Annotated in this window: 24 protein-coding genes and 1 pseudogene; 14 read left to right on the top strand and 11 right to left on the bottom strand. The window is 71.3% G+C overall.

The genetic code is table 11. The features are described from left to right. Nucleotides 1-69: 69 nt before the first annotated feature. Entirely contained in the window at nucleotides 70-837 is a 768-nt protein-coding gene (locus AC3ET3_RS04400; RefSeq protein ID WP_432139717.1) for a TerD family protein, read from the top strand. Nucleotides 838-865: 28 nt separating this feature from the next. Here AC3ET3_RS04400 and AC3ET3_RS04395 read toward each other — a convergent pair whose 3' ends face one another. From AC3ET3_RS04395 to AC3ET3_RS04370, 6 genes are all read right to left on the bottom strand, one after another. Then, nucleotides 866-1600: a TerD family protein gene (locus tag AC3ET3_RS04395; RefSeq protein ID WP_432139716.1), complete on the bottom strand. Its 735-nt coding sequence runs from the start codon at nucleotides 1598-1600 to the stop codon at nucleotides 866-868. A gap of 108 nt (nucleotides 1601-1708) precedes the next feature. Beyond that, a complete protein-coding gene (locus tag AC3ET3_RS04390; RefSeq protein ID WP_432139715.1) occupies nucleotides 1709-2857 on the bottom strand; it encodes a DUF475 domain-containing protein in 1149 nt (382 codons plus the stop codon). A 79-nt stretch (nucleotides 2858-2936) separates the two neighbouring features. After that, on the bottom strand, nucleotides 2937-3515 hold the full coding sequence (locus tag AC3ET3_RS04385; protein ID WP_432139714.1) for a TerD family protein: 579 nt from the start codon (nucleotides 3513-3515) through the stop codon (nucleotides 2937-2939). Nucleotides 3516-3678: 163 nt separating this feature from the next. After that, nucleotides 3679-4254 carry a TerD family protein gene (locus AC3ET3_RS04380; protein WP_432139713.1) on the bottom strand — a complete coding sequence of 192 codons (576 nt, stop codon included), beginning with the start codon at nucleotides 4252-4254 and terminating at the stop codon, nucleotides 3679-3681. Nucleotides 4255-4366: 112 nt separating this feature from the next. Then, nucleotides 4367-4825: a peroxiredoxin gene (locus tag AC3ET3_RS04375; protein ID WP_432139712.1), complete on the bottom strand. Its 459-nt coding sequence runs from the start codon at nucleotides 4823-4825 to the stop codon at nucleotides 4367-4369. Between the two features lie 113 nt (nucleotides 4826-4938). Then, nucleotides 4939-5376: a DUF3052 domain-containing protein gene (locus tag AC3ET3_RS04370; protein ID WP_432139711.1), complete on the bottom strand. Its 438-nt coding sequence runs from the start codon at nucleotides 5374-5376 to the stop codon at nucleotides 4939-4941. Nucleotides 5377-5762: 386 nt separating this feature from the next. Here AC3ET3_RS04370 and aceE point away from each other — a divergent pair, with 386 nt between their 5' ends. From aceE to AC3ET3_RS04350, 4 genes and pseudogenes are all read left to right on the top strand, one after another. Beyond that, nucleotides 5763-8510 carry a pyruvate dehydrogenase (acetyl-transferring), homodimeric type gene (aceE, locus tag AC3ET3_RS04365; protein ID WP_432139710.1) on the top strand — a complete coding sequence of 916 codons (2748 nt, stop codon included), beginning with the start codon at nucleotides 5763-5765 and terminating at the stop codon, nucleotides 8508-8510. A gap of 83 nt (nucleotides 8511-8593) precedes the next feature. Continuing rightward, nucleotides 8594-9340 carry a potassium channel family protein gene (locus AC3ET3_RS04360; RefSeq protein WP_432157983.1) on the top strand — a complete coding sequence of 249 codons (747 nt, stop codon included), beginning with the start codon at nucleotides 8594-8596 and terminating at the stop codon, nucleotides 9338-9340. A gap of 241 nt (nucleotides 9341-9581) precedes the next feature. Next, entirely contained in the window at nucleotides 9582-10796 is a 1215-nt protein-coding gene (locus AC3ET3_RS04355; protein WP_432139248.1) for an alpha/beta hydrolase, read from the top strand. Nucleotides 10797-10854: 58 nt separating this feature from the next. Then, nucleotides 10855-11559, top strand: a pseudogene (locus AC3ET3_RS04350) (DUF4429 domain-containing protein); the annotation flags it as partial. Nucleotides 11560-11586: 27 nt separating this feature from the next. Here the strand turns inward: AC3ET3_RS04350 and AC3ET3_RS04345 are convergent. Both AC3ET3_RS04345 and AC3ET3_RS04340 read right to left on the bottom strand, forming a co-directional pair. Beyond that, nucleotides 11587-12603, bottom strand: a complete 1017-nt coding sequence (locus tag AC3ET3_RS04345) for an aldo/keto reductase (protein ID WP_435611654.1) — start codon at nucleotides 12601-12603, stop codon at nucleotides 11587-11589. Then, complete coding sequence (locus AC3ET3_RS04340) at nucleotides 12600-13091, bottom strand: MerR family transcriptional regulator (protein ID WP_432139250.1); 492 nt, start codon at nucleotides 13089-13091, stop codon at nucleotides 12600-12602. Before AC3ET3_RS04340 ends, AC3ET3_RS04345 begins: the two co-directional genes overlap by 4 nt. A 77-nt stretch (nucleotides 13092-13168) precedes the next feature. Between AC3ET3_RS04340 and AC3ET3_RS04335 the strand changes: the two genes are divergently transcribed. Beyond that, nucleotides 13169-14005, top strand: a complete 837-nt coding sequence (locus tag AC3ET3_RS04335) for a serine hydrolase domain-containing protein (RefSeq protein WP_432139251.1) — start codon at nucleotides 13169-13171, stop codon at nucleotides 14003-14005. Between the two features lie 54 nt (nucleotides 14006-14059). Continuing rightward, a complete protein-coding gene (locus tag AC3ET3_RS04330) occupies nucleotides 14060-15838 on the top strand; it encodes a serine/threonine-protein kinase (protein WP_432139252.1) in 1779 nt (592 codons plus the stop codon). A 6-nt stretch (nucleotides 15839-15844) separates the two neighbouring features. Here AC3ET3_RS04330 and AC3ET3_RS04325 read toward each other — a convergent pair whose 3' ends face one another. Next, on the bottom strand, nucleotides 15845-16501 hold the full coding sequence (locus AC3ET3_RS04325; RefSeq protein ID WP_432139298.1) for a pirin family protein: 657 nt from the start codon (nucleotides 16499-16501) through the stop codon (nucleotides 15845-15847). Nucleotides 16502-16596: 95 nt separating this feature from the next. Between AC3ET3_RS04325 and AC3ET3_RS04320 the strand changes: the two genes are divergently transcribed. From AC3ET3_RS04320 to fabF, 5 genes are all read left to right on the top strand, one after another. Continuing rightward, nucleotides 16597-17802: a PucR family transcriptional regulator gene (locus AC3ET3_RS04320; protein ID WP_432139253.1), complete on the top strand. Its 1206-nt coding sequence runs from the start codon at nucleotides 16597-16599 to the stop codon at nucleotides 17800-17802. Nucleotides 17803-17891: 89 nt separating this feature from the next. Then, a complete protein-coding gene (locus AC3ET3_RS04315; RefSeq protein ID WP_432139254.1) occupies nucleotides 17892-18827 on the top strand; it encodes an ACP S-malonyltransferase in 936 nt (311 codons plus the stop codon). A 12-nt stretch (nucleotides 18828-18839) separates the two neighbouring features. Beyond that, a complete protein-coding gene (locus tag AC3ET3_RS04310; RefSeq protein WP_432139255.1) occupies nucleotides 18840-19841 on the top strand; it encodes a ketoacyl-ACP synthase III in 1002 nt (333 codons plus the stop codon). A gap of 78 nt (nucleotides 19842-19919) precedes the next feature. Continuing rightward, nucleotides 19920-20168 carry an acyl carrier protein gene (locus AC3ET3_RS04305; protein WP_073951948.1) on the top strand — a complete coding sequence of 83 codons (249 nt, stop codon included), beginning with the start codon at nucleotides 19920-19922 and terminating at the stop codon, nucleotides 20166-20168. A 75-nt stretch (nucleotides 20169-20243) separates the two neighbouring features. Next, the gene (gene fabF / locus AC3ET3_RS04300; protein WP_432139256.1) at nucleotides 20244-21515 is read left to right on the top strand and encodes a beta-ketoacyl-ACP synthase II; all 1272 of its coding nucleotides are present in this window, start codon (nucleotides 20244-20246) and stop codon (nucleotides 21513-21515) included. A 148-nt stretch (nucleotides 21516-21663) separates the two neighbouring features. On the opposite strand, the gene AC3ET3_RS04295 is transcribed toward fabF, so the two are convergent. Beyond that, nucleotides 21664-22158, bottom strand: a complete 495-nt coding sequence (locus AC3ET3_RS04295) for a DUF3145 domain-containing protein (RefSeq protein ID WP_432139257.1) — start codon at nucleotides 22156-22158, stop codon at nucleotides 21664-21666. A gap of 291 nt (nucleotides 22159-22449) precedes the next feature. Here AC3ET3_RS04295 and AC3ET3_RS04290 point away from each other — a divergent pair, with 291 nt between their 5' ends. Then, entirely contained in the window at nucleotides 22450-23346 is an 897-nt protein-coding gene (locus tag AC3ET3_RS04290) for an SGNH/GDSL hydrolase family protein (RefSeq protein ID WP_435611653.1), read from the top strand. A gap of 15 nt (nucleotides 23347-23361) precedes the next feature. Further along, nucleotides 23362-24333, top strand: a complete 972-nt coding sequence (locus tag AC3ET3_RS04285; protein WP_435611652.1) for an aldose epimerase family protein — start codon at nucleotides 23362-23364, stop codon at nucleotides 24331-24333. Between the two features lie 153 nt (nucleotides 24334-24486). Here AC3ET3_RS04285 and AC3ET3_RS04280 read toward each other — a convergent pair whose 3' ends face one another. Next, nucleotides 24487-24798, bottom strand: a complete 312-nt coding sequence (locus AC3ET3_RS04280; protein ID WP_432139260.1) for a DUF2568 domain-containing protein — start codon at nucleotides 24796-24798, stop codon at nucleotides 24487-24489. Between the last annotated feature and the right edge of the window lie 9 nt (nucleotides 24799-24807).

The following is a 24807-nucleotide window of genomic DNA, read 5'->3' as shown; positions in this document are numbered from 1 at the left end:
TGTCGGTGGTGTCGGCAGCCCCCACACCCCGCGTTGTCGTGGCCAGGACCGAGAGGGCAGGATGACCGCATGACGCACGCGATGTTGAAGGGGTCGAACGTCCCTCTGGAAGCCACCACCGTACGGGCCGTGCTGCGCTGGACGCCCGGGCAGGGGGTACCGGACGTCGACGCCTCCGCGCTGCTCCTCGGTCCCGGCGGTCGGGTGCGCTCCGACGAGGACTTCGTCTTCTACAACCAGCCCCGGCACCCGTCCAGGACGGTGTGGCGGCTCGGCCAGAAGCGGGTCACCGAGGGCCTCACCGACACCATCCAGACGGATCTGGCGGGCGTCGAGTCCGATATCGGCCGGATTCTGCTGGTCGCCTCGGCGGACGGCGTCACCTTCGACCGCGTACCGGACCTGTGCATCACGCTGTACGACGCGTCGGCGGCGGCCGGGGAACCCCTGGCCCACTTCGACATCCGGCCGGAGACCGGCGAGGAGACGGCCCTCATCTGCGGTGAGCTGTACCGCCGGGGCGAGGGCTGGAAGTTCCGGGCGCTGGGCGAGGGTTATTCGAACGGACTGAAGGGCCTGGCCACGGACTTCGGCATCTCGGTGGACGAGGGCGAGGAGGGCGAGCAGCCCGCCGCGGACCCCGCCCCCGAGACGACCGCCCCCGGCGTGTCCCAGCCGCTGCCCCCGGAGCAGCCCACGCAGACGGTGCCCAGGCCGCCGGCCCAGTCCCAGCAGCCGGCGGCGTACGGCTATCCGTCCTCGCTGGCCACCCACGGCTACGGCTACCCGGAGAACTTCCAGCTCCCGCCGATGGGGCCGCAGTTCATCGGGCGGTGACCGCGGTTCTCCGGGCGGTGACCGCGGGTCACCGGTCGGCGGCCTTGTAGCCCCGGCCCCACTGCAGTCCCCACCCGTAGAGCCGGTCCAGCTCCGCCTGGAAGCCGTAGACGAACCGGACCTCGCGGCGAACCAGGATCTCGCCCTTCACGTTCTCCACCAGCACCACCGCGCAGGACCGGGCCTGAGGGTGCCGCTCGTCGAGGCCGATCTCGATCCGGGGCCCGTTGCTGGGGTAGAGGGTGACGGTGGCGTGCGTACGGTCGAACGCCGGTGTCTGGTCGTAGATGTAGACGAACACCAGCAGCCGCTTGATGTCGTCGCGGTGGTCCAGGTTGACGTACAGGGTCTCGCCGGAGCCCGAGCCGAACCGGTCGTCGCCGGTGATCTTCACGTACGGCGGTGCGTTGACGTCGCCGAGGTAGCCGCCGAGCGGCTGGACGACGCCCTTGGTGCCGTCGGCCAGCTCGTACAGGCACCCCAGGTCGAGGTCGACGTTCACCATGCTCTGGCTGTGGCCCATCACCTCCGGCGGTTTCAGGGCCCGCAGCGGATGCCGGAAGAGGCTCTCGCGCTGGGGCCCGCCGAAGTCGGACGTGCGCATCGACCAGGTCAGGTTGACGCGCAGGTGCCCGGTGGCCGCGTCCTGCTTGGTGAGGGAGACCTGGTGGTGCCGTTTGGTCAGCTCGATCGCGTTGCTGGCCGCGCTCCCCGAGTCGAACTCGGCGGCCCGGCCGCTCCAGAAACCGTCGAACAAGCCCATGCCCGCCCCCATGCTCGCTGACAAACCGGCGGGGCGGCCGGCAGGACCCGTCCTGCCGGCCGCCCCGCTCAGAGCGTTCCTCACACGGGAGGTGGTCACACCCCCGGTTCACACCCCGGACGAGACCTCAGCCTTCTCGTCCGAGCCCGCCGCTTTTCCCTCGGCCTGAGCGAGGGCGCGGTTGCGGCGGACCGAGGACCAGAAGGACCAGGCGATCAGGACGACGCCGACGAGGCCGGTGATGACCTCGTTGATCTGGTACTGGATGGTGACCATGAGGATCACGGCGAGCGCGCCGATCGCGTAGTGGGCGCCGTGCTCCAGGTAGACGTAGTCGTCGAGGGTGCCCTGGCGGACCAGGTACACGGTCAGCGACCGGACGTACATCGCGCCGATGCCGAGGCCGAGGGCCATCAGGACGATGTCGTTGGTGATGGCGAAGGCGCCGATCACGCCGTCGAAGGAGAAGGAGGCGTCCAGGACCTCCAGGTAGAGGAACATGAAGAACGCGGCCTGCCCGGCCAGGACGACGGCCGGTTTCTTCTTGCCGGTGCGCTCGGCCTCTTCCTCCTCCTCGTGCTCGCGCTCCTCCTCTTCCTCCAGCTTGTCCTCGAAGTAGCCGGAGAGGCCGCCGACGACCATGTAGGTGATCAGACCGGCGATGCCGGAGATCAGCACCGTCTGCGCCTTGTCGACGTGTGAGCCGCCGTGCTGGTGGGCGTGGGTGGCGAAGGTGAAGGCGGTGATCAGCAGGACGATCAGGGCGATGCAGACCGACAGCATGTCGACCTTGCCGAGCTTGGCGAGGGGGCGCTCGATCCAGCGCAGCCACTGGATGTCCCGGTCCTCGAAGATGAAGTCCAGGAAGATCATCAGCAGGAACATCCCGCCGAAGGCGGCGATCGCCGGGTGGGCGTCGGTGACGAGCTCCTGGTACCGGTCCTTGTTGTTCACGGCGAGGTCGACGGCCTCGATCGGGCCCATCTTGGCGCTGATCGCGACGATGACGACGGGAAAGACCAGCCGCATGCCGAAGACCGCGATGAGCACGCCGACCGTGAGGAAGATCTTCTGCCAGAAGGCGTTCATCTTCTTCAGGATTCCGGCGTTGACGACCGCGTTGTCGAAGGACAGCGAGATCTCCAGGATGGAGAGGATCGCCACGATACCGAAGGCCTCCCACCCCCCGAAGAAGGCCGCAGCGGCGAGGCCGATCGCGGTCACCGCGAACGACCAGCCGAAGGTTCTCAGAAGCACTGGCTACCCAATCCTGTATGGGGGTCCCCCCACCGGGGCCACGTCCGGAGGAGGGTCACCCCCGTCGCCGTACCCGGCTTTACGAAACGTTGACCCCGAAGTCTAGAGCGATGCCCCGCAGCCCCGACGCGTACCCCTGTCCCACGGCCCGGAACTTCCATTCGCCCTGGTAGCGGTAGAGCTCCCCGAAGATCATGGCGGTTTCGGTGGACGCGTCCTCGCTGAGGTCGTAGCGGGCCAGTTCCTGGCCGTCGGCCTGGTTGACGACACGGATGAAGGCGTTGCTGACCTGGCCGAAGGCCTGGCCCCGCTCGTCGGCCAGGTGGATCGAGACCGGGAAGACGATCTTGTCGCACTGGGGCGGCACCTTGGCGAGGTCGACCAGCAGCGACTCGTCGTCGCCCTCGCCCTCACCGGTGAGGTTGTCGCCGGTGTGCTCCACCGAGCCGTCCGGGCTCTTGAGCTGGTTGTAGAACACGAACCACTCGTCCCCCAGGACGCGGTTGCCGGCGTCGCACAGCAGCGCGCTGGCGTCGAGGTCGAAGGGGGCTCCGGTGGTGGAGCGCGCGTCCCAGCCGAGCCCGACCATCACCTGTGTGAGGTTCGGCGCGGCTTTGGACAGGGAGACGTTTCCTCCCTTGGCGAGCGTGACGCCCATGATGCTGGTCCTCCCCTTGGTGGTGCCATGGTGCTTCTTCGGTTGTCCTGCGCGTCCGGCGCCGCCCGTAAACGGTGCGGCGCCGGACGGTGCGGGCGGCAGAACGCCGCCCGGATCGGACGTTGACGTGTCGGACACGCCGCCCGGGTCGGACGGGGACGCGTCAGACGTTGACGCCGAAGTCCTGGGCGATGCCGCGCAGGCCCGAGGCGTAGCCCTGGCCGATGGCACGGAACTTCCACTCCGCGCCGTGGCGGTAGAGCTCACCGAAGACCATGGCGGTCTCGGTGGAGGCGTCCTCCGAGAGGTCGTAGCGGGCGATCTCGGCGCCGCCGGCCTGGTTGACGACGCGGATGAAGGCGTTGCGCACCTGGCCGAAGGACTGCTGACGGTTCTCGGCGTCGTAGATCGAGACCGGGAAGACGATCTTCTCGACGTCGGCCGGGACGTTCGCGAGGTCGACCTTGACCTGCTCGTCGTCGCCCTCGCCCTCACCGGTGAGGTTGTCACCGGTGTGCTCGACGGAGCCGTCCGGGCTCTTGAGGTTGTTGAAGAAGACGAAGTGCTGGTCGCTGGCGACCTTGCCGGTGTTGTTCAGCAGCAGCGCGCTGGCGTCCAGGTCGAAGTCGGTGCCGGTCGTGGTGCGCACGTCCCACCCCAGACCGACGATGACCGCGGTGAGGCCGGGGGCCTCCTTGGTCAGCGATACGTTGCCGCCCTTGCTGAGGCTGACTCCCACGAGTCCTCCATTGGTGTCCGGGGGCGGGAGCCCCGTCGTGCTTCGGATATCGGATCAACGATCCGATCCTAGTGACGGGTTCCCGCCCCACACAGGGCATGGCCCCGATGAATCACAGGGTGTCGAGCGCCTTGACGTAGTCGTTGAGGTCGCGGGCGTCCGGCAGGGCGTTGACGACGGTCCAGCGGACCACGCCCTCCTTGTCGATGACGAAGGTCCCGCGCACCGCGCAGCCCTTGTCCTCGGCGAAGACGCCGTAGGCCCGGGAGACCTCGCCGTGCGGCCAGAAATCGCTGAGCAGCGGGTAGTCGAGGCCCTCCTGCTCGGCGAAGACCCGCAGGGTGTGGATGGAGTCGTTGGAGACGGCGAGGACCTGGGTGTCGCGGTCGGAGAACTGCGGCAGGTTGTCGCGCACCTCGCACAGCTCGCCGGTGCACACACCGGTGAAGGCGAAGGGGTAGAAGAGCAGGACGACGTTCTTGCTGCCGCGGAAGTCGGACAGCTTCACGGTGGCGCCGTGGTTGTCCTTGAGCTCGAAGTCGGGGGCCTTCTCGCCGACCTGGATGGCCATCGTGGGTGAACCCTTTCGGTGGAGGCTGCTCGGGTGACGGTCGCGTCCACCCTACGCAGTGACCACCGCACGCCCTCGGACGGGCCGGTGGGTACCGGCCCGTCCGGCGCGGGTCACTTCTTGGACTTGGCCGCCTTCGGCGTGGCCAGCCGGCTGCCGCTCCAGTCCTTGCCCACACTGACGCTCTTGGACGCCGTCAGGCCGGCCGTGGTCGCGGCCTCCGAGATGTCGCTCGGCTCCACGTAGCCGGAACGGCCCGTCTTCGGTGTGAGGAGCAGGATCGCGCCGCCTTCTTCGATGTACGTGGTGGCATCCACCAGCGCATCCGTCAGGTCGCCGTCGTCGTCCCGGAACCACAGCACAACGGCGTCGGCCACGTCGTCGTAGTCCTCGTCCATCAGGTCTCCCTCGATGGCCCCCTCAATGGCCTCGCGGAGTTCCTGATCGACGTCGTCGTCGTAGCCGATCTCCTGGACCACCTGCCCGGGCTGGAACCCCAGCCTGGCGGCAGGGTTCGTCCGCTCCTCCGCGTGGTCCGCGGTCGCGCTCACGGGTTGCCTCCTGATCATGTCTTGGATGGGGGTGCCCCCGAACCCGTCCAGGGTTTGGGGGAATCTCAGCCACGCGCGTGCGCGAAGCATTGGCCGTAGTCCACACGGGCGGGGCGGATCGCGCAAGTACCCGGCGGTTCAGACCGCCGAAACGGTGACGATTCCGGCCGTCTCGCCCCAACCGTCAGGGTGATGCGAGTACCAGAGGTGACGCGCACCACACCTATCTGCCCCGTTTGCGTGTTTGGGAACCGCCCGCGGGTAGGAGGTCCTGGTTACCCCAGAGTAGAGATGCCGTTCGGCCTCGCCGGGGTACACGATGGGGGACGGTGCAGGCATACCGGAAAGTGGCCCCCGCGGGTGCCCTCTGACAGGTAAGGAACAGCGTGGCTTCCGGATCCGATCGCAATCCGATCATCATTGGCGGCCTTCCGAGTCAGGTACCTGACTTCGATCCCGAAGAGACCCAGGAGTGGCTCGACTCCCTCGACGCCGCCGTCGACGAACGCGGCCGGGAGCGGGCGCGCTACCTGATGCTGAGACTGATCGAGCGGGCCCGCGAGAAGCGCGTGGCCGTGCCCGAGATGCGCAGCACCGACTACGTCAACACGATCCCCACCAAGAGCGAGCCGTTCTTCCCCGGCAACGAGGAGATCGAGCGCCGGATCCTCAACGCGACCCGCTGGAACGCCGCCGTGATGGTCTCGCGCGCCCAGCGGCCCGGCATCGGCGTGGGCGGCCACATCGCCACCTTCGCCTCCTCGGCGTCCCTCTACGACGTGGGCTTCAACCACTTCTTCCGGGGCAAGGACGAGGGCGACGGCGGGGACCAGGTCTTCTTCCAGGGGCACGCCTCGCCGGGCATCTACGCGCGCGCGTACCTGCTCGACCGGCTGGACGGGAAGCAGCTCGACGGCTTCCGCCAGGAGCACTCCAAGGCGCCGGACGGGCTGTCGTCGTACCCCCACCCGCGCTCGATGCCCAACTTCTGGGAGTTCCCGACGGTGTCGATGGGGCTCGGCCCGATCGGCGCGATCTACCAGGCGCGGATGAACCGCTACATGCACGCGCGCGGGATCGCCGACACCAGCAGGTCGCACGTGTGGGCCTTCCTCGGCGACGGCGAGATGGACGAGCCGGAGTCGCTGGGCCAGCTGTCCATCGCCGCCCGCGAGGGCCTGGACAACCTGACCTTCGTCGTCAACTGCAACCTCCAGCGGCTCGACGGCCCGGTGCGCGGCAACGGAAAGATCATCCAGGAGCTGGAGTCGGTGTTCCGCGGCGCCGGCTGGAACGTGATCAAGCTGATCTGGGACCGCAGCTGGGACCCGCTGCTCGCCCAGGACCGCGACGGCGTGCTGGTCAACCGGATGAACACCACGCCGGACGGCCAGTTCCAGACGTACGCCACCGAGACCGGCGCCTACATCCGCGAGCACTTCTTCGGTGACGACCACCGGCTGCGGGCGATGGTCGAGAACATGTCCGACCACCAGATCCTGATGCTGGGCCGCGGCGGCCACGACCACCGCAAGATCTACGCGGCGTTCAAGGCGGCGGTCGAGCACAAGGGCCAGCCCACGGTGATCCTCGCCAAGACGGTCAAGGGCTGGACGCTGGGCCCGAACTTCGAGGGCCGCAACGCCACCCACCAGATGAAGAAGCTGACGGTCGACGACCTCAAGCGCTTCCGGGACCGGCTGCACCTGCCGATCGCCGACAAGGAGCTGGAGTCCGGCCTGCCGCCGTACTACCACCCGGGCCGGGACTCGGAGGAGATCCAGTACATGCACGACCGGCGCCGGTCGTGCGGCGGGTACGTCCCGACGCGCGTCGTCCGGTCGAAGCCGTTGGCCCTGCCGGACGACAAGACGTACGCGACTGTGAAGAAGGGCTCCGGTCAGCAGTCCATCGCCACCACCATGGCGTTCGTCCGGCTGCTCAAGGACCTCATGCGGGACAAGGAGCTGGGCAAGCGGTTCGTACTGATCGCGCCGGACGAGTACCGCACCTTCGGCATGGACTCGTTCTTCCCGAGTGCGAAGATCTACAACCCGCTGGGCCAGCAGTACGAGGCGGTGGACCGCGAGCTGCTGCTCGCCTACAAGGAGTCCCCGACCGGTCAGATGCTGCACGACGGCATCTCGGAGGCCGGCTGCACGGCCTCGCTGATCGCGGCCGGTTCGGCGTACGCCACCCACGGCGAGCCGCTCATCCCGGTCTACGTCTTCTACTCGATGTTCGGGTTCCAGCGCACCGGCGACCAGTTCTGGCAGATGGCCGACCAGCTGGCACGCGGTTTCGTCCTGGGCGCGACCGCGGGGCGGACGACCCTGACCGGTGAGGGTCTGCAGCACGCGGACGGCCACTCGCAGCTGCTGGCGTCGACGAACCCGGCCTGCGTCGCCTACGACCCGGCGTTCGGCTTCGAGATCGCGTACATCGTGCAGGACGGCCTGCGCCGGATGTACGGCGGCTCCCCCGAGCACCCGCACGGCGAGGACGTCTTCTACTACCTCACCGTCTACAACGAGCCGATCCAGCACCCGGCCGAGCCCGCGAACGTGGACGTCGAGGGCATCCTCAAGGGCGTCTACCGCTTCAGCGAGGGCACCGGCGGCGCGATCCCGGCGCAGATCATGGCCTCCGGTGTGGCACTGCCCTGGGCGATCGAGGCGCAGCGGATCCTCGCCGAGGAGTGGAACGTGCGGGCCGACGTCTGGTCGGCGACCTCGTGGAACGAGCTGCGGCGCGAGGCGGTGGAGGTCGAGCGGCACAACCTGCTGCACCCGGAGGAGGAGCAGCGGGTGCCGTACGTGACGCGGAAGCTGTCGGGTGCGCAGGGTCCGTTCGTGGCCGTGTCCGACTGGATGCGTTCGGTTCCGGACCAGATCGCGCGGTGGGTGCCCGGGCCGTACCAGTCGCTCGGCGCGGACGGTTTCGGCTTCGCGGACACCCGGGGTGCCGCCCGGCGGTTCTTCCACATCGACGCGCAGTCGGTCGTGGTGGCGGTGCTGACCGAGCTGGCCAAGGAGGGCAAGGTCGACCGGTCCGTACTGAAGCAGGCCATCGACCGCTACCAGCTGCTGGACGTGGCGGCCGCCGACCCGGGGGCGGCGGGCGGCGACGCCTAGAGCCCGACGGCGCGCGTGCGGGCGGCGGGGGCGGGCCACCGGTCCTCCCCCGCCGCCCGCACGCGTTCCTTACGATGCGGGGCATGAAGGAACAGTCACCGCAGGTCCGATGGGAACACTTCACCCAACGCCCCCTGTTCGTCCTGTCCGGTCTGTTCGCCGTCGCCTACGCCGTGCCCATCGTGGACACCTCGGCCGGTCACACGCTGACGCGCGTCTGCACGGCGGTCGAGTGGCTGGTGTGGGCGGCCTTCGCGCTCGACTACCTGATGCGCCTGGCGCTGAGCCGCCACCCGTGGACGTTCGTCCGCACCCACTGGCTGGACCTGTGCGCCGTGGCGCTGCCGCTGCTGCAGCCGCTGCGGCTGCTCCGGCTGGTCTCGACCCTGCTGCTGGTGGGACGGCGGGCGCGGATGGCGTCGCAGATACAGCTGACGACGTATGTCGCGGGGGCGGTCGTGGGTCTGATGATGTTCGGCTCGCTGGCCGTGCTGTCGGTGGAGCGGGACGCACCCCACGGGAACATCCACACGCTGGGTGACGCGCTGTGGTGGTCGTTCACGACGATGACGACGGTGGGGTACGGCGACCACTCGCCGACGACCGGGCTGGGACGGCTGCTGGCGGTCGGTCTGATGCTGTCCGGGATCGCGCTGCTCGGTGTGGTGACCGCGAACATCGCGGCCTGGTTCATCGCCCGCTTCGACAAGGACGACGTGGAGGAGCGGCTGCACCGGGAGGCGATCGAGGCGCTCACCGAGGAGGTGCGGGCGCTGCGCGCGGAGGTGGCGGCGCTGTCCGGCAGCCGTGTCGAGGCGGTCGAGTCGTGAGGGCGGTGGCGTCCCCGGGCCCGCGGCGCGCTGTCCCCCTCCGGCAGCGCGCCGCAGGCCGTGGCATGACCCACTGTGACCCGGGGCGTGTGCCGGAGGCGAGGGGCCTTTAGCCTTGTCACCCTGATAGGGGAATTCGCCGCGCGACGCCCGGGCCGAACCCGTTTCCGCGCGAACCGAAACGTGATCCCTGTCACTCGGTTCTCCCGAGACCCTCCCGTTCTCCTAGTGTGTCGTCCCAGTGATTTCCTTCGAGACCCCCCACCCCCGTGCCACACGAACGCTGCTGGCGCTGGCCGTGGTGTTCGTGATGCTCGCGACCACCGGCTGGACCGCGCTGCGTCACCACCGCGACCCCACCGCGCTGCAGGCGTCCCGCTCCGCCTGGGCGGACGGCCGGATCGACGGGCGTGACCTGCCCGACCCGGACGCGGCACCCGCCCTGATCGCCCGCTTCTTCGCCACGCTCACCAAGCAGCAGCGCGCCTCGCTCGCCGCCCGCTACCCGCTCGCCGTCGGCAACATGAACGGCGCCCCCGTCGAGCTGCGCTACCGCGCCAACCGCACCGCGCTCGTCCGGGCGGTACGGGCGGAGCGGGTCCGGACGCACGACGGCCGGCTCACACCCGCCGGGCAGCACGAGGCGGTCCGCCGGATGCACCGCTTCGAGGCGCTCGGCGACGCCGGGCGGCAGATCCTCGCCTTCGACCCGGAGGGCGCCGGCCGGGTCGCCGAGGTCTTCGGCAACCTCTCCGCGGCCCAGCGGATCTCCGTGGTCGTCCCCGGCGTCGACACCGACCTGCTCACCTTCCAGCGCACCGACCGCCGGTACTCCGCCCCCGTCGGCATGGCCCAGGCGCTGTACGCGGCCGAGCGCGAGGCGAGCCCCACGACCCGCACGGCCGTGATCGCGTGGGCCGACTACACCGCACCCGCCGGGCTGGGCATCGAATCGGCCACCGCGATGCGCGCCGAGAGCGGGGCCGTGCGGCTGAACGCACTGCTGCACGCCCTGCCCGGCAGCGCGCCCGTCTCGGTGTTCTGCCACAGCTACGGCTCGGTGGTGTGCGGTGTGGCCGCGCGCTCGATGCCGGGCCGGGTGGCCGACATAGCCGTCGCGGGCAGTCCCGGGATGCGGGCGGGCAAGGCCGCCGACCTCGGCACCTCCGCCCGGGTGTGGGCGATGCGGGACGCGGACGACTGGATCCAGGACGTGCCGTACATGGAGTTCGGCGGGCTCGGACACGGCGAGGACCCGGTGTCGGAGGTGTTCGGCGCGCGGGTGCTGTCGGCGCACGAGGCCAGGGGCCACGCGGGGTACTTCGTGCCGGGCACGGACAGTCTGCGCAACCTCGCCGACATCGGCACTGGCGCATACCGTTCGGTGCGGTGCGCGAGCGGAGCCGGCGCCTGCCGGGAGGGTTTGTCCGCCACCACTGCGGTCGGACGCGCGTAGAGACCGCAGGAACCGCGGCGTGCGCGAGGAGGGGACGAACGTGCCGGTCCCGCATACGATGAGCCGCATGGGTGACGTACTGGCCGGATTTCACGCAGCCTGGGAGTTCGAGTCCGACTCCGTCCTCATCCGTTACGAACGGGGCTTGCGCACGCCCAGGTTGTTCTCCGCGCTGGGGGAGCGGCGGATTCCGCTGAGCGCGCTGGAGTCGGTGGCGCTGGAGCCGGGCAAGCGGGGGACGGTCGTACTGCGGGCCCAGCCGCGGCCCGGGGCGGATCCGCTGATGGAGGCGGCGGCGGGTCAGCTGAAGGAGGCCGGCGATCCCTACCGGCTGGTGCTGCCCGCGGAGCGCGAGTTGCTCGCGGAGTACTACGCGGACGAGCTGAAGGGGCTGCTCACCGAGTCCGGTCCGGTGGACCGGTTCCTGGTGGCGGCGCCCGAGGTGCCGGTGTCGTTCAAGGCGTACGACGGGAAGGCGTCGTTCGACGGGCGGACCATACGGTTCCGGTGGTTCTGGACGGGAGCCTCGTCCGCCAAGTGGAAGGCGGGCGACCAGAGCTTCCCGGTGGCCGAGGTCGCGGACGTGGAATGGCGGTCGCCGGAGCTGCTGGAGGGGTATCTGCGGCTGCGGCTGCGCGGCGCGGACGTCGCGCAGCGGCCGGGTCCCGCCGATCAGGACCCGGCCGCCGTGGTGTTCGGGCTGGGGTACGGGGTGGTGCACGAGTCGCTGCCGTTCGCGGCGGCGGTGCTCGCCGCCGTCCGGGGACGGTGAACACCCCGGCGGGTCAGGTCACTCGCGGCCGGCCGAGGTGAACGCCATGTCCGCGTACCGGTCGCCGGCCACCTTCGAGGCGATCGGCTCCAGGAGGGCCAGCTCCTCGTCGGTCAGCCGCAGGGTCGCGGCCCGCGCGTTCTCCTCCACCCTGCTCGGCTTGCGGGTGCCCGGGATCGGGACGACGGGCAGGTCGTGGACGCCCGCCTGCTGCTGGACCCAGGCCAGGGCGATCTGGGCCGGCGTCGCGTCATGGGCCTCGGCGACGGCCTTCACCGGCTCCAGGAGCGCCGCGTTGGCCGCCGCGTTCTCGCCGGTGAAGCGGGGCTGCTGACGCCGGAAGTCGTCGGCGGTCAGCTCGGTCTCGGCGTTGGTGAAGGCGCCGGTGAGGAAGCCCCGGCCGAGCGGGGAGTAGGGCACGAGGGTCACGCCGAGTTCGCGGACCGCCGGCACCACCTTCGCCTCGATGTCACGGCTGAACAGGGACCACTCCGACTGGACGGCGGCGACGGGGTGCACGGCGTGCGCCGCGCGCAGCTCGTCGGCCGTGACCTCGCTCAGGCCCAGCTGCTTGACCTTGCCCTCGCGCACCAGCTCGGCCATGACGCCGACGGTCTCCTCGATCGGGACGTTCACGTCGCGCCGGTGCATGTAGTACAGGTCGATGACGTCGACGTCGAGGCGTCGCAGGCTGGCTTCGACGGCCTGGCGGATGTAGGGGGCGTCGTTGCGTATGACGCGCTTGGACGGGTCGTCCCGCGGGATGGAGAGCGCGAACTTGGTCGCGATGACGACCTCGTCGCGGTGGGCCCTGACGAAGGGGGCGAGGAAGCGCTCGTTCTCCCCGGCGCCGTAGGCGTCGGCGGTGTCGTACAGGGTGATCCCGAGTTCGAGGGCGCGCTCCAGGGTGGCCCGGGACGCGTCGGCGTCGGCGGGGCCGTAGGCGAAGCTCATGCCCATGCAGCCCAGGCCCTGGACCCCGACCTCGGGGCCGCCGGCGCCGAGGCGTGTGGTGGGGATCCTGGTGTCGGTCATCGGGCGGTCCTTTCCGTTTCGTACGCGCGCGTGGCGTCCGAATAGAACATGATCTTGCGGTCGAGGACGGCGAGCGTGTCCTGCAGTTCGGCGATCCGCGACCGGACGTCCCGCCGGGTCTGCTCCAGCAGGGCGCAGCGCTCGGCGTAGGTGCCGTCGCCCTCGCGGACGAGTTCGGCGTAGCGGACCATGTCGGCGACCGGCATACCGGTCAGCCGCAGCTTGCCGACCAGGTCCAGCCAGTCCAGGTCGCGGTTGCTGTAGCGGCGCTGGCCGGTGTGCGAGCGGTCGACGTGGGCCATGAGGCCGATGCGCTCGTACCAGCGCAGGGTGTGCGCCGTCAGGCCGGTGAAGGCGACGACCTCGCTGATGGTGTAGCTGTCCTGCCCGTCGGGGCGGGGGTGGCGGGGCGGTGGGCCGGAACAGATGTCGACGCGGCTGGGGCTGCTCTGCTCGGCTGTCACGGGGGTGCTCTGCATCACCGTCATGCCCTCCACGCTATTTCCTTGGAGTGCGCTCCAAGCAAGTGGATTGCCGTCGCCGTGCCCCCGTTAAGCTCGACCGCATGTCGCTCAAGAGCCTCGCGTTGATCGAGAACTGGCCGGTTCCCTCCGCTGCCGCGGGTGTCGTGCGGGCCGACGGGACCGTCCTCGGCACCCACGGGCCCGTCGGGCAGCGGTTCGCGCTGGCCTCGGTGACCAAACCGCTCGTCGCGTACGCCGTGCTGGTGGCGTACGAGGAGGGGGCGGTCGAGCTGGACGAGGCGGCCGGGCCGGCGGGGGCGACCGTGCGGCATCTGCTCGCGCACACCTCGGGGCTGGCGTTCGACGAGCACAGGGCGACCTCGGCGCCCGGAGAGCGGCGGCTGTACTCCAACGCCGGCTTCGAGCAGCTCGGGGACCATGTCGCGAAGGCGACCGACATCCCCTTCGCGGAGTACCTGCGGCAGGCGGTGCTGGAGCCGCTGGGGATGTCGTCGACGTCGCTGGAGGGATCGCCGGCCAAGGACGCGGTGTCGACGGTGGACGATCTGCTGCGGTTCGCGGCGGAGGTGCAGGCGCCCCGGCTGCTGGACCCGCGGACCGTGGCCGAGGCGATGACCGTTCAGTTCCCTGGCACCAAGGGCGTGTTGCCGGGCTACGGACACCAGAACCCCAACGACTGGGGGCTGGGGTTCGAGATCCGGGACTCCAAGTCGCCGCACTGGACGGGAAGTTCGTCCTCGCCGCGCACGTTCGGGCACTTCGGGCAGTCCGGCACGTTCCTGTGGGTCGACCCCGACGCCTCGCTGGCCTGTGTCGCCCTGACGGACCGGGCGTTCGGGCCGTGGGCGACCGAGGCGTGGCCGCCGTTCACGGACGCGGTGCTCACGGAGAGCGGGGCTGCCGCCACCGGCCGCTGACCGCCTCGGCTAACCTCCCTCTGCACAGCGGCACCCAGGGACTTCGGGGGAGCAATGGCAGGGGTAGAACCGGGCGGACAGTTCCGCCCGTTGGAGGCCGGCGACCCGGCCTCCGTGGCGGCGTACCGGCTCGCCGCGCGGCTCGGTTCCGGCGGCATGGGCACGGTGTACCTGTCGTACACGCCGGGCGGTCACCCGATCGCCCTCAAGACGATCCGGCCCGAGCTGAGCGAGGACCCGCAGTTCCGGCGCCGCTTCCGGCAGGAGGTCGAGGCCGCGCAGCGGGTGCAGGGGCTGTACACCGCCCCCGTCATCGACTACGACACCGAGGGCGACCTGCCCTGGCTCGCCACCGCCTATGTGGCCGGACCCTCGCTGGCGTCGGCCGTCGGCGAGCACGGCCCGCTGCCGGTCCCGTCCGTCCTGCTGCTGCTCGCCGGGATGGCGGAGGCGCTGTCGGTGATCCACGGCGCGGGCATCGTGCACCGCGACCTGAAGCCGTCCAACGTGCTGCTGGCCGGCGACGGCCCCCGCGTCATCGACTTCGGCATCGCCCGCGCCGCCGACGCGACCGCGCTGACCGGTACCGGCGTCTCCATCGGCACCCCGGCCTTCATGTCGCCGGAGCAGGCCGCCGGCGCGGAGATCAAGCCCGCCTCGGACCTCTTCGCCCTCGGCCAGGTCGCCGCCTTCGCGGCACGGGGGCAGGGGGCGTACGGCGACGGCCCCTCGCACGCCGTGCTGTACCGGATCGTCCACGAGGAGCCCGATCTCAGCGGGCTGCCCGGGCAGCTCGGCTTCATCGCGCGCTGCCTGGCGAAGAACCCCGCCGACCGGCCCTCCCCCGCCGAGATCATCTCCCTGTGCCAGGAGGCGTCGCCAACCCCGTTGCGCCAGTCCGGTTCCTGGCTGCCGGCGGCGATCACCGAGCAGATCACCCAGCGGGTGTCGGCGTCCGCCGCCCTCGCGGCGGCCCCCACGGTCGCCCCGCAGGCGTCCGCGCCCACCGCCCCCGTCACCCGGCCCGACACGCCCCCGGCGCCGGCGACGCCGCCCACGCCGACCGCGCCCCCGGTCCACGTGGTCCCGACGGCGCCCGCCGCGCACGTACCGCCCGGGCCCGCGTACCCGCCCCCGGCGGCTCAGCCGCAGTTCCGGCCCGCGTTCGGTCCGCCGACCGCGCCGCAGCCGCCGTTCGGTCCGCAGCCGGGGTGGCGGCCGCAGCCGCTGCCGCCGCCGAAGAAGAGGAGCAGGTGGATCGGCTACACCATCGCGGTGGTGGCGGGGCTGGTGTGGATCGGCGGCTGCGCGTCGTTCATCGGCACTCTCGACGACACCGCCGACTCCGCGAGTTCCTCGACGGACGGCAGCGGCGACAGCACCACGAACACCGGAACGGGAGCGGATCCCAAGCCCGTGCCGGATCCGAAGCCGGTAACGTTCAAGGCGATCAACATCCCCATGGACTACTACGTCCGCTTCGCGGACTCACCGCCGAAACCGCTCGAGGACGGGACTCCCTACAACAACGATGATGCCGACCTCTACTACGACTCGCTCTACGGCAAGGAGCTCGGCAGCCAGGGCGAGAAAGTGGTCCTGCTGAACAACGCTCAACCAGGCTCTCTGAAGACCTGCCGCGAGGAGACCCGGTACGCCGAGCGGATCTCGCTGTCACAGCTGTCCCAAGGCAGTCAGTTCTGCGTGCATACCGGCTCGGGACACATCGCCCTGGTCACCTACCAGGGCACGGCTCCCGCGAGCGACCCGAGCAACTACGTGACGGTGGACCTCACGATCTGGCGCAACGCCGAGGAACCCACCGACAGCTGACCGCGCTCAGCCCCGCATCTCCCACACCAGCACCTCGGCCGGGCCGCCGACGGCGGCGAGCTCCAACTCCTTCTCGTCGGCGGCCCGCGCCGCGTCCCCCGGCCCCAGCCGGTGCGGGCCGAGCCCGACGGTGCCGCGTACGACGTGGACGTAGACGCGGGGCGCGTCCGGCAGCGCGGTGCGCTCGCCGGTGCCCAGCCGCCGCACGTGCAGCAGCGCGCCGGCGGCGGGCAGGGCGTACGGCGTGGCGTCGGCGATGCCGGGCACCAGCTCGTACGACGGCTCGCCGCCGGGGCTGAGCGGGGCCAGCCACATCTGCACGAACGTCAGCGGCTCCGGTCCGGCGTTGCGCTCGGTGTGGCGTACTCCCGACGCGGCGCTCAGCCGCTGGACGTCGCCGGGGCGGACCCGGGTCTCGTGGCCGGTGGAGTCACGGTGCGTCAGCTCCCCCTCGACGACCCAGGTGACGATCTCGGTATGGCTGTGCGGGTGCTCCTCGAAGCCGGCGCCGGGGGCGAGCCGCTCCTCGTTGCAGGCGATCAGCGCGCCGAAGCGGAGGTTGTCCGGGTCGTAGTGGGGCCCGAAGGAGAAGGCGTGACGGGTGTCGATCCCGGCCGCCGGGTCCCCGCCCCTGTAGCGCTCGTCGGCGCGCCGTACGTCCATCACGTGCCCCACGGTAGCCGGGGCCCGGGTGTCGTGGAGCTCTCACCTGCGACCCGGCTCCACACAGGGTCGGCCCGATAAGGCAGTCTTGTCCCGTGCCCGAACCCGAAGCCAGCAAGACCGAACCCCCGATGCCCGGTGTGCATGCGCACGCCGCGACCCTGAAACGGCTGGAGAAGTCCTCCGGAGCGCTCGCCGCCCAGGCCATCGCGCGCATGGACGAGACCCTCCCGTGGTACCGGGCGATGCCCCCGGAGAACCGTTCCTGGATCGGTCTGGTGGCGCAGGCCGGCATCGCGGCGTTCACCGAGTGGTTCCGGCACCCCGACGCCCCGCAGGCCATCTCCACCGATGTGTTCGGCACCGCCCCGCGCGAGCTGACCCGGGCCATCACCCTGCGCCAGACCGTGGAGATGGTGCGCACCACCATCGAGGTCATGGAGAGCGCGATCGACGAGGTCGCGGCCCCGGGCGACGAGAGCGTGCTGCGCGAGGCGCTGCTGGTGTACGCCCGGGAGATCGCCTTCGCCACCGCGCAGGTGTACGCCCAGGCCGCCGAGGCACGCGGTGCCTGGGACGCGCGGCTGGAGTCGCTGGTGGTCAACGCGGTGCTCAGCGGGGAGGCGGACGAGGGGGCCGTGTCCCGGGCCGCGGCGCTCGGCTGGAACGCGCCGGAGCACGTGTGCGTGGTGCTGGGCAACGCCCCCGACGGTGACTCCGAACTGACCGTGGAGGCCATCCGGCGGGCCGCCCGGCACGCCAAGCTCCAGGTGCTCACGGGCGTGCTGGGTGCGCGGCTGGTGGTCATCGCGGGCGGCAGCGACAACCCGCTGGCCGTGGCGAAGTCCCTGATCGGGCCGTTCGCCGTGGGGCCGGTGGTGGCCGGGCCGGTGGTCCCCGACCTGCTGACCGCGACCCGGTCCGCGCAGGCCGCCGCGGCCGGTCTGAAGGCCTGTTCCGCCTGGCAGGACGCGCCCCGTCCGGTCCTGGCGGACGATCTGCTGCCGGAGCGCGCGATCGCCGGTGATCCCAGCGCGCGCGAGCAGTTGGTGGAGGAGATCTACAGACCGCTGGAGGAGGCGGGGTCGGCGCTGCTGGAGACCCTCTCCGTCTACCTCGAACAGGCGTCCAGTCTGGAGGGTGCGGCGCGGATGCTGTTCGTGCATCCCAACACCGTGCGCTACCGGCTCCGACGTGTGACTGACGTCACCGGCTGGTCGCCGTCCGATGTACGCTCGGCGTTCACGCTGCGGATCGCACTGATCCTGGGGCGTCTTGCCGACGGGGATCCCCAGGCGTAGGTATTTGTCGGGGCTCCACAAAACCCCCTGCTGTTCTTCGTCCCTGTCCCCACGGGCGGCCGTGGCCGTCCCCAAGAGAGAGTGTGAGAGTGCTCGTACTCGTCGCTCCCGGCCAGGGCGCCCAGACGCCCGGCTTCCTGACTCCCTGGCTCGAACTGCCCGGTGCCGCCGACCGCGTCGCCGCCTGGTCGGACGCCATCGGCCTCGACCTCGCCCACTACGGCACCAAGGCCGACGCGGACGAGATCCGGGACACGGCCGTCGCCCAGCCGCTGCTGGTCGCCGCCGGGCTCCTGTCCGCCTCGGCACTCGGCACCGCGACCTCAGCCGCTGACGCGGCGGGCGCGCCGGGCGCCGTGGCGGGACACAGCGTCGGTGAGATCACCGCGGCCGCCTTCGCGGGCGTCCTCGACGACACCGCCGCCCTGACGCTCGTGCGCAAGCGAGGTCTGGCGATGGCCGAGGCCGCCGCGATCACCGAGACCGGCATGTCGGCGCTGCTCGGCGGCGACCCCGAGACGTCGATCGCCCACCTGGAGAAGCTGGGCCTGACCCCGGCGAACATCAACGGGGCCGGGCAGATCGTCGCCGCGGGCACCCTGGAGCAGCTGGCCGCGCTGGAGGAGGACAAGCCCGAGGGCGTCCGCAAGGTCGTCGCGCTCAAGGTCGCCGGCGCCTTCCACACGCACCACATGGGCCCGGCCGTCGAGGCGCTGGCCGAGGCCGCCGGGGCCCTGACGCCCGCCGACCCGAACTTCACCTACGTCTCCAACAAGGACGGGCGGACCGTCGCCACCGGCGCCGAGGTGCTGGAGCGGCTGGTCGGCCAGGTCGCCAACCCGGTCCGCTGGGACCTGTGCATGGAGACCTTCAAGGAGCTCGGCGCGACCGCGATCGTCGAGGTCTGCCCCGGTGGCACCCTGGTCGGCCTGGCCAAGCGCGCCCTGCCCGGGGTGAAGACCCTGGCGCTGAAGACCCCCGACGATCTGGACGCCGCTCGCGAGCTCATCGCCGAGCACGCCTGACAAGGAGCCCCGATGGCGAAGATCACACCCAGCAAGGGCGCCCCGTACGCGCGCATCCTCGGCGTCGGCGGCTACCGGCCCACCCGGGTGGTGCCCAACGAGGTCATCCTGGAGAACATCGACTCCTCGGACGAGTGGATCCGCTCCCGCTCCGGCATCGAGACCCGGCACTGGGCGAACGACGAGGAGACCGTCGGCGCCATGTCCGTGGAGGCGGCCGGCAAGGCGATCGCGGACGCGGGGATCACCGCCGAGCAGATCGGCGCCGTGGTCGTCTCGACGGTCTCGCACTTCAAGCAGACCCCGGCCGTCGCCACCGAGATCGCCGACAAGCTGGGCACCGACAAGGCCGCCGCCTTCGACATCTCGGCCGGCTGCGCGGGCTTCGGCTACGGCCTGACCCTCGCCAAGGGCATGATCGTGGAGGGCTCCGCGGAGTACGTCCTGGTCATCGGCGTGGAACGGCTGTCCGACCTGACCGACCTGGAGGACCGCGCGACGGCCTTCCTGTTCGGCGACGGCGCGGGCGCCGTCGTGGTCGGCCCGGCCACCGAGCCGGCGATCGGCCCGACGGTGTGGGGTTCCGAGGGCGACAAGTCGGAGACCATCAAGCAGACCGTGCCGTGGACGGACTACCGCGACGGCGCGGTGGAGCGGTTCCCCGCCATCACCCAGGAGGGCCAGGCGGTGTTCCGCTGGGCCGTCTTCGAGATGGCGAAGGTCGCCCAGCAGGCCCTCGACGCGGCCGGCATCAGCCCCGCCGACCTGGACGTCTTCATCCCGCACCAGGCCAACGAGCGGATCATCGACTCGATGGTGAAGACTCTCAAGCTGCCGGAGCACGTCACGGTCGCCCGCGACGTGCGCACCACCGGCAACACCTCGGCCGCCTCGATCCCGCTCGCGATGGAGCGGCTCCTGGCGACCGGCGAGGCGAAGAGCGGCGACACGGCGCTCGTCATCGGATTCGGGGCGGGTCTCGTGTACGCCGCGACGGTCGTTACCCTCCCCTAGGCACTCCGTGCCGGATCATGCGGTCTGGCACGGTGTACACCGCCACACCCTCTGGAACATCTACGAAGGAGCGCCGACATGGCCGCCACTCAGGAAGAGATCGTCGCCGGTCTCGCCGAGATCGTGAACGAGATCGCCGGGATCCCGGTTGAGGACGTCCAGCTGGACAAGTCCTTCACCGACGACCTGGACGTCGACTCGCTGTCCATGGTCGAGGTCGTCGTCGCCGCCGAAGAGCGCTTCGACGTGAAGATCCCGGACGAGGACGTGAAGAACCTCAAGACGGTCGGCGACGCGACCGAATACATCCTCAAGCACCAGGGCTGATCCAGCCGCTGGCTGCCTGCCCCGCCACCCGGCGGTGGCGCCGCTGATCCTCGTAACGTTGGAGAAAGATTTCCCGTGAGCCCGACCAATCGCACCGTGGTCGTCACCGGTATCGGCGCAACCACACCGCTGGGTGGCGACGCAGCCTCTACCTGGGAGGGCCTCGTCGCCGGCAAGTCCGGCGTCAAGCCCCTGGAGCAGGACTGGGCGGCCGAACAGGCCGTCAAGATCGCGGCCCCGGTCGCCGTGGAGCCCACCGAGGTCATCCCGCGGCCGCAGGCCCGCAAGCTGGACCGCTCGGCGCAGTTCGCGCTGGTCGCGGCCCAGGAAGCCTGGAAGGACGCCGGGTTCACCGGCAAGGCGGGCGAGGACGGCTCCGTCGACCCCGACCGCCTGGGTGCGGTCATCGCCTCCGGCATCGGCGGCGTGACCACCCTCCTCGACCAGTACGACGTGCTGAAGGACAAGGGCGTCCGCCGCGTCTCCCCGCACACCGTGCCGATGCTGATGCCCAACAGCCCCTCCGCGAACGTGGGTCTGCTGGTGGGCGCCCGCGCGGGCGTGCACACGCCGGTCTCCGCCTGCGCGTCCGGCGCCGAGGCCATCGGCTACGCCATCGAGATGATCCGTACCGGCCGCGCCGACGTCGTCGTCGCCGGGGGTACGGAGGCCGCCATCCACCCGCTGCCGATCGCCGCGTTCGGCAACATGATGGCGATGTCCAAGAACAACGAGGACCCGCAGGGCGCCTCGCGCCCCTACGACGTCGACCGGGACGGCTTCGTCCTCGGCGAGGGCGCGGGTGTGATCGTCCTGGAGTCCGCCGAGCACGCGGCCCGGCGCGGCGCGCGGGTGTACGCGGAGGCGGTCGGCCAGGGCATCTCGGCCGACGCGCACGACATCGTGCAGCCGGAGCCGGAGGGGCGGGGCATCTCGCACGCCCTGCAGAACCTGCTGGACCGCACCGACCTGGACCCGGCGGAGATCGTGCACGTCAACGCGCACGCGACGTCGACGCCGGCCGGTGACGTGGCCGAGCTGAAGGCGCTGCGCAAGGTGTTCGGCGACGACACCGACCACATCGCGGTGTCGGCGACCAAGTCGATGACGGGTCATCTGCTCGGCGGTGCCGGTGGCGTCGAGTCGGTCGCGACCGTGCTCGCCCTGTACCACCGGGTGGCTCCGCCGACCATCAACGTCGACCGTCTCGACCCCGAGGCGGAGGCGAACGCGGACATCGTGCGCGGGGAGGCCCGGAAGCTGCCCGTTCAGGGCCGTATCGCCGCGCTCAACGACTCGTTCGGGTTCGGCGGGCACAACGTGGTGCTGGCGTTCCGTACGGTCTGACGGCGCCGCTCCGACGGTTTGTGGCCCGGCTCCTCGGTGAGGCCGGGCCACTCGTCGTTGTCTCGCCCGTCGGATGCCGGGTGCGGGTCCTGGTGGGTTGCTCGCGCGGTTCCCCGCGCCCCTGAGCCGCGCTGCCCCTCAGGGTCTTTCAGACCACCTGGTGAAGCCAGCGCACGGGCGCGCCCTCGCCCGCGTACCGGAACGGTTCCAGTTCGTCGTCCCAGGGCTTGCCGAGCAGCTTGGACAACTCGCCCTCAAGGTCGGTCTCGCCGCGTTGGCTGCGGAGCAGGGCCGCGCGCAGGCGGTCCTCGGGGATGAGGATGTCGCCGTGGATGCCGGTGACGGCGTGGAAGATGCCGAGGTCGGGGGTGCAGCTGTAGCGCTCGCCCTCGGCGGCGGCGCAGGGCTCGGCGGTGACCTCGAAGCGGAGCAGCTGCCAACCGCGCAGCGCGGAGGCCAGCTTGGAGGCGGTGCCCGCCTCGCCCAGCCAGGAGAACTCCGAGCGCCAGGTGCCGGGGGCGGCGGGCTGGCGGATCCAGTCGAGGCTGACGCGGGTGCCGAGCACCCCGGCGACGGCCCACTCGACGTGCGGGCACAGCGCGCGCGGCGCGGAGTGCACGTACAGAACTCCACGTGTCGTCACCGGGACCTCCGGGCAGGCGGGTCGTCTTGCGGGCCGGGGTGGCTGCGGTCATGGCAGCAGCCGCGTTGATGGCGAGGCTACCCTGCGGCGGCTCAAGGAGTGTGACGTACCGTCGGTCCCGGTGCCGCGAAACGCCCGCCATTCACCCGGGGGGACGCGTGTACGGGTGTGCCGCGTTGCATCTTGTGGGCTCTGGGGCCGGGGCGGGAACCCTCGGACGTTGTCATGGGTGGGGCCGGTCGACCGCCCGGCCCGGTGGTGCGGAGAGGCGAGGCGAGGGAGAGGCGAGGGATGCTCAAGCGGAACCCGCGGGTGCGGGCGGTGGCCGTCGTCACGGCGGCGGTGGTCGGGCTGGCCGGCTGCGACGCGGTGGGCGGGGACTCCCCCGGCCCCACGGGCACCCCGGCCCGGCAGGCGAAGCCGTCCGCGTCGCCGTCCTCGCTGTGGGACGCCAGCCCCGCCTCCGTGGCGGCCGTCGGGGACTCCATCACCCGCGGATTCGACGCCTGCGGCATTCTCACGGACTGCCCGGAGGTGTCCTGGGCGACGGGCGCCAGCAGCGAGGTGAACAGTCTCGCGGTGCGGCTGCTGGGCAAGGCGCGGGCGGCCACGCACAGCTGGAACTACGCGGCGACCGGCGCCCGGATGGCGGACCTGCCGGGCCAGATGGCGCGGGCGGCGGCGCGCAGGCCGGGGCTGGTCACGGTGATGGCGGGGGCCAACGACGCGTGTCGCGCCTCGCCGGAGGCGATGACCCCGGTGGCGGACTTCCGGGCGGACTTCGAGCGCGCGATGAGCACGCTGCGGCGCACGGCGCCCAGCGCACAGGTGTACGTGGCCAGCGTGCCGAACCTGAAGCGGCTGTGGTCCCAGGGGCGCACCAATCCGCTGGGCAAACAGGTGTGGAAGCTGGGTGTGTGTCCCTCGATGCTGGGCGACGCGGACGCGCTGGACTCGGCGGCGACGCTGCGGCGGGCGACCGTGCAGCGGCGGGTGGAGGACTACAACCGGGTGCTGTCGCAGGTGTGCGCGAAGGACCGCCGGTGCCGGTTCGACGACGGCGCCGTGTACGAGTACCGGTTCGGCACCGACCAGCTGAGCCACTGGGACTGGTTCCACCCCAGCAAGAACGGCCAGGCGCGGCTGGCGGAGATCGCTTACCGTCATGTCACGGCCAAGGCGGACTGACCTAGAGTTCCGCCCATGAGCGAACACTTCGGAACACTTTCCGACGGCACGCCGGTGCACCGCTGGACGCTGGAGCGGGCGGGCACCCGGGTGCGGATCCTGTCGTACGGCGGAATCGTGCAGTCCGTGGAGGTCCCGGACCGCGACGGGCGGACGGCGGACGTGGTGCTGGGGTTCGCGGACCTGGACGGCTACCTCGCCACCCCCGAACCCTTCCTGGGCGCCCTGATCGGCCGGTACGCCAACCGGATCGCGCACGCCCGGTTCCGGCTGGACGGCGTGGCGTACGCCCTGGAGCCCGTCGACGGTCCCCACTCGCTGCACGGCGGCGCGCGGGGTTTCGACAAGCGGGTGTGGGACGTGGAGCCGGTCGAGCACGGGGTGCGGCTGAGCCGGGTCGCCGAGGACGGTGAGGAGGGCTTCCCCGGGCGGCTGGAGGTGGCGGTGACCTGCACACTGGACGCGGCGGGCGCGCTGCGGTTCGCGTACGAGGCGGTCACGGACGCGCCGACCGTGGTGAACCTCACCCACCACGGCTACTTCGACCTGTCCGGCTCGGGGAACGCCGCCGGGCACGAGCTGCGGCTGGCGGCCTCCCGTCACACGCCGGTCGACGCGGACCTGATCCCGACGGGTGCGCTCGCGGAGGTGACCGGGACCCGCTTCGACTTCCGCACGGCCCGCAAGCTCGGCACCGGCTACGACCACAACTTCGTGCTGGACAAAGGCGTCACGGCCGCGGCGGTGGAGGTCGCGGAGCTGTGCGACCCGGCGTCCGGGCGGGTGCTGACGGTGGCGACGACCGAGCCGGGCCTGCAGGTCTACACCGGGGACCATCTGCCGGAGCCGCTGGTTCCCGGGGCGGGTGTGGCGCTGGAGGCCCAGCACTTCCCGGACTCCCCCAACCGCCCGGAGTTCCCGAGCACCGTGCTGCGGCCGGGTCAGGTCTACCGCTCGGAGACGGTGTACGGCTTCGGGGTGCGCTGACTCACGGCCGTGGACGCCACGAGCCCCGGCCAGGGGTCAGGTCCCCGGCCGGGGCTGCCCTCGACGGTAGCCGCCGCCGGACGGCTGCATGGCCGTTCCGGCCGAGTTTCGTACGACTCCCTCACACATGAGGAGGGTTGCCGCCGGGGTCGGTCACTGCCCCCAGCGGACGGCCAGCGCCTTGCTCGCCCCGCACGTGAGCGCGAGGGCCAGGGCCCAGCCGGGAGCGCCGGCGGCCACCAGGGCGGCCACTCCCGCCCCGAACCACAGCACCTCGAAGCCGGCCCGGCCCGCGCCACTGGTCCGGTACCGGGCGCGCGGCGAGCCGAACAGCGCCCACAGCGCGGCGAGGACCACCGGGGCGGCGACGGCGAGCGGCCACGCGACGGTGGCCCCCCAGTAGGCGGCGGCCCCCAGGGCGCCGAGCTCGACGAGGAACAGGACACCCAGGTTGGCCGTCTTCATGGGGGCAGT

The sequence above is a fragment of the Streptomyces sp. bgisy159 genome (assembly GCF_057707805.1).
The sequence above is the reverse complement of the archived record's forward strand: the minus strand, read 5'-3'. Positions and strand labels throughout refer to the sequence as shown.

Bases quoted from the DNA above. Each gene is read 5' to 3' on its own strand.
- AC3ET3_RS04400 (WP_432139717.1), top strand. From the start codon at position 70: ATGACGCACGCGATGTTGAAGGGGTCGAACGTCCCTCTGGAAGCCACC.
- AC3ET3_RS04395 (WP_432139716.1), bottom strand. From the start codon at position 1,600: ATGGGCTTGTTCGACGGTTTCTGGAGCGGCCGGGCCGCCGAGTTCGAC.
- AC3ET3_RS04385 (WP_432139714.1), bottom strand. From the start codon at position 3,515: ATGGGCGTCACGCTCGCCAAGGGAGGAAACGTCTCCCTGTCCAAAGCC.
- AC3ET3_RS04375 (WP_432139712.1), bottom strand. From the start codon at position 4,825: ATGGCCATCCAGGTCGGCGAGAAGGCCCCCGACTTCGAGCTCAAGGAC.
- AC3ET3_RS04360 (WP_432157983.1), top strand. From the start codon at position 8,594: ATGAAGGAACAGTCACCGCAGGTCCGATGGGAACACTTCACCCAACGC.
- AC3ET3_RS04345 (WP_435611654.1), bottom strand. From the start codon at position 12,603: ATGACCGACACCAGGATCCCCACCACACGCCTCGGCGCCGGCGGCCCC.
- AC3ET3_RS04340 (WP_432139250.1), bottom strand. From the start codon at position 13,091: ATGACGGTGATGCAGAGCACCCCCGTGACAGCCGAGCAGAGCAGCCCC.
- AC3ET3_RS04335 (WP_432139251.1), top strand. From the start codon at position 13,169: ATGTCGCTCAAGAGCCTCGCGTTGATCGAGAACTGGCCGGTTCCCTCC.
- AC3ET3_RS04330 (WP_432139252.1), top strand. From the start codon at position 14,060: ATGGCAGGGGTAGAACCGGGCGGACAGTTCCGCCCGTTGGAGGCCGGC.
- AC3ET3_RS04325 (WP_432139298.1), bottom strand. From the start codon at position 16,501: ATGGACGTACGGCGCGCCGACGAGCGCTACAGGGGCGGGGACCCGGCG.
- AC3ET3_RS04310 (WP_432139255.1), top strand. From the start codon at position 18,840: ATGGCGAAGATCACACCCAGCAAGGGCGCCCCGTACGCGCGCATCCTC.
- AC3ET3_RS04305 (WP_073951948.1), top strand. From the start codon at position 19,920: ATGGCCGCCACTCAGGAAGAGATCGTCGCCGGTCTCGCCGAGATCGTG.
- AC3ET3_RS04290 (WP_435611653.1), top strand. From the start codon at position 22,450: ATGCTCAAGCGGAACCCGCGGGTGCGGGCGGTGGCCGTCGTCACGGCG.
- AC3ET3_RS04285 (WP_435611652.1), top strand. From the start codon at position 23,362: ATGAGCGAACACTTCGGAACACTTTCCGACGGCACGCCGGTGCACCGC.
- AC3ET3_RS04280 (WP_432139260.1), bottom strand. From the start codon at position 24,798: ATGAAGACGGCCAACCTGGGTGTCCTGTTCCTCGTCGAGCTCGGCGCC.